Source organism: Pseudomonas entomophila (genome assembly GCF_018417595.1).
Lineage (GTDB): Bacteria > Pseudomonadota > Gammaproteobacteria > Pseudomonadales > Pseudomonadaceae > Aquipseudomonas > Aquipseudomonas entomophila_C.
In genome coordinates, this window is the sequence record NZ_CP070982.1 from 4866793 (window position 1) to 4881155 (window position 14363).

The 14363-nt window shown below is 64.2% G+C and carries 11 protein-coding genes; 1 reads left to right on the forward strand and 10 read right to left on the reverse strand.

Annotated features, from left to right (window positions below; translation table 11 throughout):
• Nucleotides 1-154 precede the first annotated feature (154 nt).
• Complete coding sequence (gene secA, locus JYG34_RS21265) at nucleotides 155-2893, reverse strand: preprotein translocase subunit SecA (RefSeq protein WP_213658215.1); 2739 nt, start codon at nucleotides 2891-2893, stop codon at nucleotides 155-157.
• 384 nt (nucleotides 2894-3277) lie between these two features.
• Here secA and JYG34_RS21270 point away from each other — a divergent pair, with 384 nt between their 5' ends.
• Nucleotides 3278-3733, forward strand: a complete 456-nt coding sequence (locus JYG34_RS21270) for a DUF721 domain-containing protein (protein ID WP_213658216.1) — start codon at nucleotides 3278-3280, stop codon at nucleotides 3731-3733.
• 181 nt (nucleotides 3734-3914) lie between these two features.
• Here JYG34_RS21270 and lpxC read toward each other — a convergent pair whose 3' ends face one another.
• From lpxC to murD, 9 genes are all read right to left on the reverse strand, one after another.
• Nucleotides 3915-4826, reverse strand: coding sequence for a UDP-3-O-acyl-N-acetylglucosamine deacetylase (gene lpxC, locus JYG34_RS21275; RefSeq protein ID WP_011535531.1), 912 nt, complete (start codon nucleotides 4824-4826; stop codon nucleotides 3915-3917).
• A gap of 112 nt (nucleotides 4827-4938) precedes the next feature.
• The gene (gene ftsZ / locus JYG34_RS21280) at nucleotides 4939-6135 is read right to left on the reverse strand and encodes a cell division protein FtsZ (RefSeq protein ID WP_011535532.1); all 1197 of its coding nucleotides are present in this window, start codon (nucleotides 6133-6135) and stop codon (nucleotides 4939-4941) included.
• A gap of 55 nt (nucleotides 6136-6190) precedes the next feature.
• On the reverse strand, nucleotides 6191-7453 hold the full coding sequence (gene ftsA / locus JYG34_RS21285; RefSeq protein ID WP_011535533.1) for a cell division protein FtsA: 1263 nt from the start codon (nucleotides 7451-7453) through the stop codon (nucleotides 6191-6193).
• Nucleotides 7454-7467: 14 nt separating this feature from the next.
• A complete protein-coding gene (locus tag JYG34_RS21290) occupies nucleotides 7468-8337 on the reverse strand; it encodes a cell division protein FtsQ/DivIB (RefSeq protein WP_011535534.1) in 870 nt (289 codons plus the stop codon).
• A gap of 5 nt (nucleotides 8338-8342) precedes the next feature.
• The gene (locus tag JYG34_RS21295; RefSeq protein WP_213658217.1) at nucleotides 8343-9299 is read right to left on the reverse strand and encodes a D-alanine--D-alanine ligase; all 957 of its coding nucleotides are present in this window, start codon (nucleotides 9297-9299) and stop codon (nucleotides 8343-8345) included.
• Nucleotides 9296-10744: a UDP-N-acetylmuramate--L-alanine ligase gene (gene murC / locus JYG34_RS21300; protein ID WP_213658218.1), complete on the reverse strand. Its 1449-nt coding sequence runs from the start codon at nucleotides 10742-10744 to the stop codon at nucleotides 9296-9298. The genes JYG34_RS21295 and murC overlap by 4 nt, the downstream gene beginning before the upstream one ends.
• Complete coding sequence (murG, locus tag JYG34_RS21305; protein ID WP_213658219.1) at nucleotides 10737-11816, reverse strand: undecaprenyldiphospho-muramoylpentapeptide beta-N-acetylglucosaminyltransferase; 1080 nt, start codon at nucleotides 11814-11816, stop codon at nucleotides 10737-10739. The genes murC and murG overlap by 8 nt, the downstream gene beginning before the upstream one ends.
• A complete protein-coding gene (gene ftsW, locus JYG34_RS21310) occupies nucleotides 11806-13020 on the reverse strand; it encodes a putative lipid II flippase FtsW (RefSeq protein WP_011535538.1) in 1215 nt (404 codons plus the stop codon). Before ftsW ends, murG begins: the two co-directional genes overlap by 11 nt.
• Nucleotides 13017-14363, reverse strand: a complete 1347-nt coding sequence (gene murD, locus JYG34_RS21315) for a UDP-N-acetylmuramoyl-L-alanine--D-glutamate ligase (RefSeq protein ID WP_213658220.1) — start codon at nucleotides 14361-14363, stop codon at nucleotides 13017-13019. The genes ftsW and murD overlap by 4 nt, the downstream gene beginning before the upstream one ends.

The following is a 14363-nucleotide window of genomic DNA, read 5'->3' on the forward strand; positions in this document are numbered from 1 at the left end:
GAGGGAAGAGCGGGGGCCGCTGCGCAGCCCTTCGCGGCACAAGGCCGCTCCTGCAGGGGCTGCGTGGCTCTTGAGCCAAGCGCTGTACCTGTGGGAGCGGCCTTGTGTCGCGAAAGGGCCGCAACGCGGCCCCTCGGATGTCACGTGGGGTCGATTACTCGATCTGACCGTGGCAATGCTTGAACTTCTTGCCCGAACCGCACCAGCACGGCTCGTTGCGGCCCAGCTTCTGGTCATTGCGCACAGGCGCCGTGGCGACGGCGACTTCGGCGCCCTCCTCGCTGGCCTGCAGGTCGCTCTCCATGCCTGGTGCGGCGGCGTGCTGGAACTGCATGCGGCTGGCCAGCTCCTCGGCTTCGCGGCGCAGGCGGGCTTCCTCTTCTGCCGGGTCCTCGCGGCGTACCTGGACGTGCGACAGCACGCGGATGGTGTCGCGCTTGATAGACTCCAGCAGTTCCTGGAACAGGGTGAACGACTCGCGCTTGTACTCCTGTTTCGGGTTCTTCTGCGCATAGCCGCGCAGGTGGATACCGTGGCGCAGGTGGTCCATGGTCGACAGGTGGTCTTTCCACAGGTCGTCCAGTACGCGCAGCAGGATCTGCTTCTCGAAGGTACGCAGCGCGTCCTCGCCAGCCTGGTCCTCTTTCTCGTTGTAGGCGCTGGTGATCTCGTTCAGCAGCTTCTCGCGCAGGGTTTCCTCGTAGAGCTTGTCGTCCTCGTCGAGCCACTGCTGGATCGGCAGTTTCATGGCGAAGTCGCTGGCCAGCGAAGCCTCCAGGCCTGCCACGTCCCACTGCTCAGGCAGAGATTGCGGCGGAATGTGCTGGCTGATGGTGGCGTCGAGTACTTCCTGGCGGAACTCGGCGATGGTGTCGCCGATGTTCTGGGCCGCCAGCAGGCTGTTGCGCATGTGGTAGATCACCTTGCGCTGTTCGTTGGCCACGTCATCGTATTCGAGCAGCTGTTTACGAATGTCGAAGTTGCGGCCTTCGACCTTGCGCTGCGCTTTTTCGATGGCGTTGGTCACCATGCGGTGCTCGATCGCCTCGCCGGACTGCATGCCCAGCGCCTTCATGAAGTTCTTCACCCGGTCGGAGGCGAAGATACGCATCAGGCTGTCTTCCAGCGACAGGTAGAAGCGGCTGGAACCGGCATCGCCCTGACGGCCGGCACGGCCACGCAGCTGGTTGTCGATACGACGGGACTCATGGCGCTCGGAAGCGATCACGTGCAGGCCACCGGCCTCCAGCACCTGCTGGTGACGTTTCTGCCAGTCGGCCTTGATCTGCGCGATCTGCTCAGGGGTCGGATTGTCCAGGGCGGCTACTTCGGCTTCCCAGTTACCGCCCAGCAGGATGTCGGTACCACGGCCGGCCATGTTGGTAGCGATGGTCAGCGCGCCCGGCGCGCCGGCCTGGGCGATGATCTCGGCTTCCTTCTCGTGGTACTTGGCGTTCAGTACCTTGTGGTCGATCCCCTCCTTCTTGAGCAGGTTGGACATGTGCTCGGAGGTTTCGATGGTTGCGGTACCGACCAGCACTGGACGGCCCAGGGCCATGCTTTCCTTGATGTCGGTGATGATCGCTGCGTACTTCTCATCGGCGGTCAGGTACACCAGGTCGTTGAAGTCCTTGCGGGCCAACGGCTTGTTCGGTGGGATGACCATCACGTTGAGGTTGTAGATCTGGGCGAACTCGAACGCCTCGGTGTCGGCGGTACCGGTCATGCCCGACAGCTTCGTATAGAGGCGGAAGTAGTTCTGGAAGGTGGTCGAAGCCAGGGTCTGGCTTTCGGCCTGGATGTTCAGGTTTTCCTTCGCCTCGATGGCCTGGTGCAGGCCTTCGGACAGGCGGCGGCCCGGCATGGTGCGGCCGGTGTGCTCGTCGATCAGGAGAATCTGGCCGTCCTGGACGATGTACTCGACGTTGCGGTGGAACAGTTTGTGCGCGCGCAGGCCGGCGTAGACGTGGGTCAGCAGGCCCAGGTTGTGCGCCGAGTACAGGCTCTCGCCTTCGGCCAGCAGGCCCGACTGCGTCAGCATGTCCTCGATGAACTGGTGGCCGGCCTCGTTCAGTTCGACCTGGCGGCTCTTCTCGTCGATGGTGTAGTGGCCTTCTTGAGTTACCTGGCCTTCGACTTCCTCGATGTGCTGGGTGAGGCGCGGGATCAGGCGGTTGATCTCGATGTACAGCTTGGAGCTGTCCTCGGCCTGGCCGGAGATGATCAGCGGGGTACGCGCTTCGTCGATGAGGATGGAGTCGACTTCGTCGATCACCGCGAAGTTGAGCTCGCGCTGGAACTTCTCGTCCTGGCTGAACGCCATGTTGTCGCGCAGGTAGTCGAAACCGAATTCGTTGTTGGTGCCGTAGGTGATGTCGGCGGCGTAGGCGGCGCGCTTCTCTTCAGGCGGCTGGAAGGCCGAGACGATGCCCACGGTCAGGCCGAGGAATTCGTAGAGCGGGCGCATCCAGTTGGCGTCGCGGCGGGCCAGGTAGTCGTTCACCGTGACCACGTGCACGCCCTTGCCGGACAGCGCGTTCAGGTAGACGGCCAGGGTACCGACCAAGGTCTTGCCTTCACCGGTGCGCATTTCTGCGATCATGCCTTCGTGCAAGGTCATGCCGCCGATCAGCTGGACATCGAAGTGGCGCATGCCCATCACGCGCTTGCCGGCCTCGCGGGCCACGGCGAAGGCTTCAGGCAACAGCTGGTCCAGTGATTCGCCTTTGGCCAGGCGCTCCTTGAACTCTGCGGTCTTGCCCCGCAGCTGCTCGTCGGAGAGGGCCACCATCTTCTCTTCGAGAGCATTGACGGCGCTTACCGTCTTGAGCATGCGTTTGATTTCACGCTCGTTCTTGCTTCCAAAAAGTTTTTTTAACAAAGGCGCAAACATATCGGCAGGATCTTCCACACGTAGGGATGGAGGGCGGCCCCATGAGTCGCCCGTGCAGCCCTGAGGCCGCATGCGAACGAGCATTCTACCCGGAAACGATGGTGAGGAAAGTGGTGGATTTCCACGATGCTGGCACAGCGCTTTTAGGGGGCCTGACTAACATAGGGGCTTTTCGCGCAAGTTCAAGGTGCGGGAAGATGAAACGTATCGAGAATGACTTGCATCAATATCCAAGCTCTGCCGGTGTCTGTGCGGGCCCTTTCGCCGGCAAAGCCGACTCCTACGGGTACGGCGCCGATTTTGAGATAGCACAGCCTTCCCGCGAAGAGGCCAGCACAAGGGCATCTGTTAGACTGTCGATCTTGTCACCACCTGCGCACTCCCATGGCCTACAAACCCTCCCCTGCCCGCCCTCCCGCCGCCCTGCTGCGCCAGGCCCGCCCGCTGCGCCTGCTGCTCAACCAGGCCGAACGCCTGGAGCACCTGCAGCGTCTGCTGGAAAGCCAGTTGCAGCCGGCCGCCCGCGAGCACTGCCATGTGGCGTCCTGGAAAGAGGGTACTTTGTTGCTGGTGGTTACCGACGGCCACTGGGCGACCCGCCTGCGCTACCAGCAAAAGCGCCTGCAGCGCCAGTTGCAGGCCATGGAGGCCTTCGCCAACCTGTCACGCATCCTGTTCAAGGTGCAACCGCCCTTGGTGCCTGCCAAGCGTGGAGGCCAAGGGCCGGAGCTGTCGGAGCATGCCGCCGAAAGCATCCGCGGATCGGCTGACGGCATCAGTGATCCGAAGTTGCGGGCGGCACTGGAGCGGCTGGCAGCGCACGCACAGGCCAAAGGTTGACCCTGTAGGAGCGGCTTCAGCCGCGAAGCAAGCGACACGATGCATGGCACCGGCTATAGCCGGTGTTCGCGGCTAAAGCCGCTCCTACAAGTCTGCGTGAATCAACGAGTGGTTGGCAGCCTGCGGCCAATAAAAAAGGCCACCCGAAGGTGGCCTCAATCACTAGAGAGAGTGTTCGAACTTACACGGCCGCAACAGGGCGCATGTACGAGATCGGTGCCGTGCTGGCATCTTCGAAAAACACCACTTCCCAGGCATCTGTTTCTGCGATCAACTTGCGCAGCAACTGATTGTTCAACGAATGGCCGGACTTGTAGCCCTTGAACTCGCCGATCAGGCTGTTGCCCAGCAGGTAGAGATCACCAATGGCATCGAGGATCTTGTGCTTGACGAATTCGTCTTCGGAGCGAAGGCCGTCTTCGTTGAGCACGCCAGTCTCATCGACGACAATGGCGTTCTCGACGCTGCCGCCGAGCGCAAGGTTGTGCTTGCGCAGGTACTCGATGTCACGCATGAACCCGAAGGTCCGCGCGCGGCTGACTTCTTTCACGAACGAGGTGCTGGAGAAGTCTACAGACGCGCTCTGGGTCTGGCCCTTGAGGACCGGGTGATCGAAGTCGATCTCGAAGCTCACCTTGAACCCGTCGAACGGCAGGAAAGTGGCGCGCTTGTCGCCGTCTTCCACTGTCACTTCGCGCAGGATGCGGATGAACTTCTTCGGTGCGTCCTGTTCTTCCAGGCCGGCCGATTGGATCAGGAATACGAAGGGTCCGGCGCTGCCATCCATGATCGGCACTTCCGAGGCGGAGAGCTCGACGTAGGCGTTATCGATGCCCAGGCCCGCCATGGCGGAGAGCAGGTGCTCGACCGTATCGACCTTGACGTCACCGTTGACCAGCGTGGTGGACATGGTGGTCTCACCGACGTTGGCCGCGCGCGCCGGGATCTCCACGACGGGAGAAAGGTCGGCGCGACGGAAGACGATGCCGGTATCGACAGGCGCAGGCTTGAGGGTCAGGTAGACCTTCTCCCCGGAGTGCAGGCCGACGCCCGTGGCACGGATGGTATTCTTCAGGGTGCGTTGTCTAATCATGGCATTGGCCGCTTCAGCGCAAATTGCGAACAGGTATCAACAAAGGCTGGGGATGATAACAGACCCGGCCTTTGCTGAACACCAATCACCCTAATACCCCTGATAAATTCCATCAATCGGCCTGACGACGCAGGAACGCCGGGATATCCAGGTAGTCCAGATCATCCTGAGGGTTGAGTTTAGCTGCCGCCGCTGCACCCGCGTGCGCCTGGTTGCGCATCACGGTCGGACGCTCCAGGTCACGGTAGTTCACCGCCGACTGCTCCTGGCGAACCGGGGCCGGGTTGGAGGCCTCGTACACCTGCTGAGCGGTCTGCAGAGTGTTGTCGACCACCTTGACCGGCTTCTCGATGCGCGCGCCCAGGCCAGTGGCCACAACGGTCACGTGCAGTTCGTCGCGCATGTCCGGATCGATCACGGTGCCGACCTTGACCATCGCGTGGTCGGAAGCGAAGGCCTCGATGATGCTACCCACGTCGGAGTACTCACCCAGCGACAGGTCCGGGCCTGCGGTGATGTTCACCAGGATGCCGCGGGCACCCTGCAGGTTGACGTCTTCGAGCAGCGGGTTGCGGATCGCCGCCTCGGTGGCCTCGCGGGCACGGTTCGGGCCGCTGGCGCAGCCGGTACCCATCATCGCCATGCCCATCTCGCCCATCACGGTGCGCACGTCGGCGAAGTCGACGTTGATCATGCCCGGGCGCTTGATGATGTCGGAGATGCCGCGCACGGCACCGGCCAGTACATCGTCAGCCTTGGCGAAGGCGGACAGCAGGCTTGCATCCTTGCCCAGGATGGTCAGCAGCTTCTCGTTGGGGATGGTGATCAGCGAGTCGACGCTCTCGGCCAGCATGCGGATGCCTTCGTCGGCGATCTGCATGCGCTTGCGGCCCTCGAACGGGAACGGACGAGTCACCACCGCGACGGTGAGGATGCCCATCTCCTTCGCCACTTCGGCGATGATCGGCGCTGCACCGGTACCGGTACCACCACCCATGCCAGTGGTGATGAACACCATGTTGGTGCCCTGCAGCACTTCGGCGATGCGTTCACGGTCTTCCAGCGCGGCCTGGCGGCCGACTTCCGGATTGGCGCCAGCGCCCAGGCCCTTGGTCACGCCGGTACCCAGTTGCAGGATGGTGCGCGCACCAATGTTTTTCAGCGCCTGGGCATCAGTGTTGGCGCAGATGAACTCCACACCTTCAATGTTGCTCTTGACCATGTGGTTGACTGCGTTGCCGCCGCCACCACCGACGCCGATCACCTTGATGACCGGACTTTGCGGGACGTTGTCTACGAGCTCGAACATTTTCCCTCTCCTTACAGTTCTCTAGTTGTTGCGCCTACCACTACTGCTTTGAAACTTAGAAGTTGCCCTGGACCCAACGCTTGAGTCGTTCAAGCACCGGGGCCTTCGGTTCATCGCCATAGCTGTTGTTGCTGCTGTTGCTGATACCGGTCAGGGACGGGTCCTCGGACTGCTTCTGCAGACCGTAGGTGAGCAGGCCCACACCGGTGGAATAGATCGGGTTGCGCACCACGTCGCTCAGCCCCCGAACGCTGTGCGGCACGCCCAGGCGCACCGGCATGTGGAAGATCTCTTCGGCCAGTTCCACGGCGCCTTCCATCTTCGCGGTGCCGCCGGTGAGGACGATGCCGGCCGGCACCAGGTCCTCGAAGCCGCTGCGACGCAGCTCGGCCTGGATCAGGGTGAACAGCTCGTCGTAACGCGGCTCCACCACTTCAGCCAGGGCCTGGCGCGACAGCTCGCGCGGCGGGCGGTCGCCGACGCTCGGCACTTTGATCGTCTCGCCGGCACCGGCCAGCTTGGCCAGGGCGCAGGCATAGCGAATCTTGATTTCCTCGGCGTACTGCGTGGGGGTGCGCAGGGCCATGGCGATGTCGTTGGTGACCTGGTCGCCGGCGATCGGGATCACCGCGGTGTGGCGGATCGCACCTTCAGTGAAGATGGCGATGTCGGTGGTGCCGCCACCGATGTCCACCAGGCACACGCCCAGCTCTTTCTCGTCGTCGGTCAGCACCGAGTAGGCCGAGGCCAGCTGCTCGAGGATGATGTCGTCGATTTCCAGGCCGCAGCGGCGTACGCACTTCTCGATGTTCTGCGCGGCGTTGACCGCGCAGGTGACCACGTGGACCTTGGCTTCCAGACGCACGCCCGACATGCCCAGTGGCTCGCGCACGCCTTCCTGGTTGTCGATCACGTAGTCCTGCGGCAGGGTGTGCAGCACCCGCTGGTCGGCCGGGATGGCCACGGCCTGGGCGGCGTCAAGCACGCGCTCGAGGTCGGCGGTGCTGACTTCGCGGTCGCGGATAGCGACGATACCGTGGGAGTTCAGGCTGCGGATGTGATTGCCGGCCACGCCGACGAACGCCGAGTGGATACGGCAGCCGGCCATCAGCTGGGCCTCTTCCACGGCGCGCTGGATCGACTGCACGGTCGACTCGATGTTCACCACCACGCCCTTCTTCAGGCCGCGCGATGGATGGGTGCCGATGCCCACGATCTCCAGGGTGCCGTCCTCGCCGACCTCACCCACCAGCGCCACCACCTTGGAGGTGCCGATGTCCAGCCCGACGATCATTTTGCCGCTATGCGCGTTTGCCATGGTCCTGCCTCTCTCTAATTCTTCGCAACGGCGGGTTGGGCCGTCGTCGGTGCATTCGGTTCCCGCCAGCCAACGGCAAGTCCATTGGCGTAACGCAGATCGATGCGGGCGATATTGGTGATCTGGTCTTTAAGCGTTTTGTCGTAAATGGCAATGAAACGGCGCATCTTCTCCACCAGATGGTCGCGCCCCAACAGCAGCTCGATACCCGGCCCGGCGCTGCCCGCACCGGTGGTCAGGAACCAGCTGCCTCGCTCGCGCAGCTCCAGGCGAGCGATGGAAAAGCCCATGGGGCGCAGCATCTGGCTCAATACCTGATACTGCTGCATGACTTGTTGCTGAGCGCGCTGCGGCCCGAACAGCTGCGGCAGGTGCTCGTAGTTGGCCAGCTCGCGCGGGGTGAAAGCCTGGCCCTGGTTATTGAGCAAGGCCTCGTCGCCCCAGCGTGCCACCGGCAACTGTTCTTCCAGACGAATCACCACCTCGTCCGGCCAGACCCGACGCACTTCGGCGTGGGCGATCCATGGCATCTGTTCCAGTTCCACACGCATCGCCGCCAGGTCGACGGTGAAGAAGCTTGCCGCCACGTAGGGGGCGATCCGTTGCTGCACCGCCTGCTGGCTGATGTAGCTGAGGTCGCCCTGCACGGCGATCTTGGTGATCGGGCGATCGGCGTAAGGCATCAGGCGAATGGCGCCTTCGTAGGCGCCAAAGCCCGCCGCCACCAGCAGCACCGGCCACAGCAGGCGCTTGAAGCCACCAAAACTCGGGCGAGGCAGGCGCGCCGATACGGGCTCGTCGGCCACCAGTCGGCTGGCGCCACGCGGCACCGGCTTGCTACGGCCGGTAACGGGTTGCTGCTGACGTACCATCGCGCCTTGCATGGGGGTTAACCTCGCGTCGCTACGCTGTCGGCGAGGATCGCCAGCACCAACTGCTGGAAGTCCAGGCCGGCCGCGCGGGCCGCCATGGGCACCAGGCTATGGTCGGTCATGCCGGGTGCGGTGTTGACTTCGAGCAGCCAGAACCGGCCCTGCTCGTCCTGCATCACGTCCAGCCGGCCCCAACCCTCGATGCCGATGGCATCGCAGGCGCGCGCGGTCAGGTCGATCAGCTCTTGCTCCTTGACACTGTCCAGGCCACACGGGATGCGGTACTGGGTGTCATTGGCGATGTACTTGGCGTCGTAGTCGTAGAACACGTGCGGGGTGCCCAGCGCGATCGGCGGCAGCACCTGGCCACGCAGCACGGCGATGGTGTACTCCGGGCCATGGATCCACTGCTCGACCAGCACTTGCGAATCGTACTTGGCGGCGTCTTTCCAGGCGGCGACCAGTTCCTGCTCGCTGTTCACCTTGGCCATGCCGATGCTCGAACCTTCATGGGCAGGTTTGACGATCAACGGGAAACCCAGTTCCGCGCTGGCGGCAACGCAGTCCTGCTCGCTGGCCAGCACCGCGTGGCGTGGCGTGGGGATACCCAGGCTCTGCCACACCTGCTTGGTGCGCAGTTTGTCCATGGCCAGTGCCGAGGCGAGGATGCCGCTGCCGGTGTAGGGGATCCCCAGGCATTCGAGCAGGCCCTGCATGCTGCCGTCTTCACCGCCACGGCCGTGGAGGATGATGAAGGCGCGGTCGATCTGCTCGCGTTGCAGGCGATCCAGCAGATCGTCGCCCACATCGATGGCGACCACGTCGACACCGGCGCTGGTCAGCGCTTCGATCACCGCCGCGCCGGATTTCAGCGAGACCTCACGCTCGGCGCTCTTGCCGCCGTAGAGCACGGCGACACGGCCGAAGGCCTTGACGTCGAGGGTGGAGTGAAGCTTGTCGTAGGCGCTGGTCATTTCGACTTCTCCTGCTTGGCGCCTGCGAACAGCGGGCTTTTCATCAATTGCGGAGCCAGGCCGCCGACATCACCGGCACCCTGGCAGATCAGGATGTCGCCGGCGCGCAGCAGCGGCTTGACCAGCGGCGCGAGTTCGGCGCCACGTTCGATGTAGATCGGGTCGAGCTTGCCGCGCTGGCGGATGCTGTGGCACAGCTGGCGACTGTCGGCACCGGGGATCGGCTCTTCGCCGGCCGGGTAGACCTCCATCAGCAGCAGCACGTTGGCATCGCCCAGCACCTGTACGAAATCGTCATACAGGTCGCGGGTGCGGCTGTAGCGGTGTGGCTGGTAGACAATGACCAGGCGGCGGCTCGGCCAGCCGCCACGCACGGCCTTGATCACCGCAGCGACCTCGGTCGGGTGGTGACCATAGTCGTCGACCAGCATCACGCTGCCACCATCGACTGGCAGCTCGCCATACACCTGGAAGCGTCGGCCGACGCCCTGGAAGCCGGACAGGCCCTGGACGATGGCTTCGTCGCTGATACCTTCGTCGGTGGCGATGGCGATGGTGGCCAGGGCATTGAGCACGTTGTGGTTGCCCGGCATGTTCACCGACACCTCGAGCGGCTCGCAGTCGCGGCGCAGCACGGTGAAGTGGGTCTGCATGCCCTGCTGGCGCACGTTGATGGCGCGGATGTCGGCCTCTTCGCTAAAGCCATAGGTGACGGTCGGGCGCTTGACCTGCGGCAGGATCTCACGCACGACCGGGTCGTCCAGGCACATCACCGCCAGCCCATAGAACGGCAGGTTGTGCAGAAACTCGACAAAGGTCTTCTTCAGCTTGTTGAAGTCACCTTCGTAGGTGGCCATGTGGTCGGCGTCGATATTGGTGACCACGGCGACCATCGGCTGCAGGTGCAGGAAGCTGGCGTCGCTTTCATCGGCTTCGGCGATCAGGTAGCGGCTGGTGCCCAGCTGGGCATTGGTGCCCGCCGCAGTCAGACGACCGCCGATGACGAACGTCGGGTCCAGGCCGCCCGCTGCAAACACCGAGGCCAGCAGGCTGGTGGTGGTGGTCTTGCCGTGGGTACCGGCAACGGCCACGCCATGGCGATAGCGCATCAGCTCGGCGAGCATTTCGGCACGCGGCACTACCGGAATACGGCGCTCCAGCGCGGTGGCGACTTCCGGGTTGGCCGGGTTGATCGCGCTGGACACCACCAGCACGTCGGCGCTGGCGGCGTTCTCGGCACGGTGGCCGACGAAGATCTCGGCGCCGAACGACTCCAGGCGCTCGGTGACCGGCGAAGCCTTGAGGTCGGAACCGGACACTTCATAGCCCAGGTTCAACAGCACCTCGGCGATGCCGCACATGCCCACGCCGCCGATACCGACGAAGTGAATGCGACGGATACGGCCCATCTTCGGTTGCGGCATGGCTTTCTGGCTCTCAACCATGGGCCACCTCCAGGCAGATATCGACCACGGTGCTGGTTGCGGCAGGTTTGGCCAGGCGACGCGCGGTGCCGGCCATGGTGTTGAGTTTCTCGGGTTGCATCAGCACCTCGTTCAGGCGTTCAGCGAGCTGCGCTGCGCCAGTTGTCGCTTGCGGCATCAGGAAGGCGGCGCCTTCACGAGCCAGATATTGGGCGTTGTGGGTCTGGTGGTCGTCGATCGCGTGGGGCAAGGGCACCAGCATCGAGGGCAAGCCCGCCGCCGCGAGCTCGCTGACGGTCAGGGCGCCGGCCCGGCACACCACCATGTCGGCCCAGCCATAGGCGTGGGCCATGTCTTTGATAAACGGCTCTACCTGAGCCTCGACACCCGCCTCGTGATAACGCTCGGCGGTGGTCGGCGCGTGGTTCTTGCCGGCCTGGTGGAACACCTCTGGCCGCAGGCTCGCGGGCACCTCGGACAAGGCCTTAGGCAACAATTTGTTCAATGGTTCCGCACCCAGGCTGCCGCCCATGACCAACAGGCGCGCACGGCGTTCGGCCAGGGGCGCGCGCTGCGCATCCATGAACAGCTCCGGGCGCACCGGGTTGCCGGTGGTACGCAGCTTGTCGCTGGCCTCGAAGGTGCCCGGGAACGCTTCGCAGACGCGGGCCGCCAGTGGCACCAGCAGGCGGTTGGCGGTGCCGGCGCGGGCGTTCTGCTCGTGAATGACCAGCGGCACGCCGCACAGCTTCGCGGCGACGCCGCCGGGGCCGGTCACATAACCACCGAAGCCGATCACGCAGACCGGCTTGAGTTCACGTACGATGCGCCGCGCCTGCAGCACCGCCTTGACCAGGGTGAACGGCGCCTTGAGCAGCGACAGTTTGCCCTTGCCACGCAGGCCGGTGACCTGGATCAGGTGCAACGGCAACCCCGCCTGGGGCACCAGCTCGTTTTCGATACCACGCGGGGTGCCCAGCCAGTGCACGCTGTAGCCACGGGCCTGGAACTCGCGGGCACAGGCCAGGGCCGGGAACACATGCCCCCCGGTGCCGCCGGCCATGATCAACACGTTCTTGCCGTCAGCGGCCATGGCTGGTCTCCTCGGCAAAATCGCTCTCCTTGAATTCATGTTCCTCGCTGCCCAGGTGCGTGCGGCTTTCCCACTCGATCCGTAGCAACAGCCCCACACAGGCGCAGCAGATCACCAGCGAACTGCCCCCGTAGCTGAGGAATGGCAGGGTCAGGCCCTTGGTGGGCAGCAGGCCGACGTTCACGCCGATGTTGATCAGGAACTGGCCGATCCACAGGAACGACAGGCCGAAGGCCATGTAGGCGGCGAAGAACTGCTTGGCCTTCTCCGCCCACAGGCCGATGTACAGGGCACGAACCGTGACGAAGACGAACAGCGCGATGGTCAGCAGCGAGCCGACCACGCCCAGTTCCTCGGCCAGCACCGAGAACACGAAGTCGGTGTGCGCCTCGGGCAGGTAGAACTGTTTCTGCACGCTGTTGCCCAGGCCCACGCCCAGCCATTCGCCGCGGCCGAAGGCGATCAGTGCCTGGGTCAGCTGGTAGCCGGAACCGAACTGGTCGGACCAGGGGTCGGTAAACGTGATCAGGCGCGCCATCCGGTAAGGCTGGGCCTGGACCAGGACCACCACCGAAATGACCGCCAGCACCACCATCAGCGAGAAGCGGAACAGCCCCACCCCACCGAGGAACAGCATGGCCGCCGCAGCGCCCATCATCACCACCGTGGCACCGAAGTCCGGCTCCATCAGCAGCAGGCCCGCCATCGGCAACAGCACGATGAACGGCTTGAAGAAGCCCATCCAGCTCTCGCGCACCTCGGTCTGCCGGCGCACCAGATAGCCGGCCAGGTAGATGACCACGAAGACCTTGGCGATCTCGGAGGGCTGGACGTTGAAAAAGCTGAAGCCGATCCAGCGCATCGAACCGTTCACCTCGCGGCCGATGCCCGGTACCAGCACCAGTACGAGCAGGCCGAAGGCGCCGATCAGCATGAGGAAACCCATGCGCTGCCAGGTGGCGATCGGCACCATCATGGTCATCACCCCGGCGCCCAGGCCGAGGGTGACGTACACCAGGTGACGGATCATGTGATACAGCGGGTTGCCCGACTGCACCGCGGCCACTTCCGAGGAGGCCGAAGTGATCATCACCAGGCCCAGGCCGAGCAGCGCCAGGCAGCCGGCCAGCAGCGGGAAGTCCAGGTCGATGCCACGGCCGCTGATCAGCGGCGACGGGTAGGGTTTGAGGATGCCGAAGATCATGCCAGCCCCTCCGCTGCCTGCGCGAACAGGCGCCCGCGTTCTTCGAAGTTCTTGAACATGTCGAGGCTGGCGCAGGCAGGTGACAGCAGCACTGCATCACCTGGCTGGGCGAGTTCGGCACAGCGTTGCACGGCTTCGTCGAGGGTCTTGACCCGCACTTGCGGCACGGCATCGCCCAAGGTTTCGGCCAGGCGCTCGGCGTCACGGCCAAGCAGCACCACGGCGCGGCAATGCCGGGCCACCGGCTCGCGCAAGGCGGCGAAGTCTGCGCCCTTGCCATCGCCACCGGCGATCAGCACCAGCTTGCCCTCGATATCGGCACCCAAGCCTTCGATGGCGGCCAAGGCGGCACCGACGTTGGTGGCCTTGGAATCGTCGTACCAGTTCACGCCATTGCGTTCACGGACCCACTGGCAGCGATGGGCCAGGCCCTTGAACTCGCGCAATGCCTCGAGCATGGGCTCGAACGGCAGACCGGCGGCATGACCAAGGGCCAGCGCGGCCAGGGCATTGCTCTGGTTGTGGGCGCCACGGATCTTCAACTCACGCACCGGCATGAGCGTCTGGAATTCGAAGGCCAGGTACTTCTCGCCGTCGACGTCCCGTAGACCGAAGGACTTGAAGTCCGGCGCATTCAGACCAAAGCTCCAGCTCGGGCGACCTTCGACCGGCAGCGGACGGCTCAGGGCATCCTGGCGATTCACCACCACCTGGCGGGCACCGCGGAAGATCCGGTGCTTGGCCAGGTGATAGGCCGGCAGGCCGCTGTAGCGATCCATGTGGTCTTCGCTGATGTTCAGCACGGTGGCCACTTCAGCGTTGAGCTGGTCGGTGGTCTCCAGCTGGAAGCTGGACAATTCGAGCACGTACAGCTCAACGCTGTCGTCGAGCAGGTCCAGCGCCGGCGTGCCCAGGTTGCCACCCACCGCCACACGTTTGCCTGCCTTGGCGGCCATCTCGCCGACCAGGGTGGTCACGGTGCTCTTGGCGTTGGAGCCACTGATCGCGATGATCGGCGCTTTTGCGTGGCGGGCGAACAGCTCGATATCACCGGACAGCGTCACGCCGCGTGCCGCCGCCTGCTGCAGGGCCGGGGTGGCCAGGGCCAGACCGGGGCTCACGTACAGTTCGTTGGCGCGGCAGAGGAAGTCCACGTCCAACTCGCCACAACGCACTTCCACCTGCGGGTAGTCACGGCGCAGGGTGTCCAGTTCCGGCGGTTGCTCGCGGGTGTCGGCGACCGCAAAGGCAATGCCCCGGCTCGCCAGGAAGCGAACCAGGGACATGCCGCTCTTGCCGAGGCCGACAACGATGCGGAATTGGTCGGAAGCGATCAGTGACAC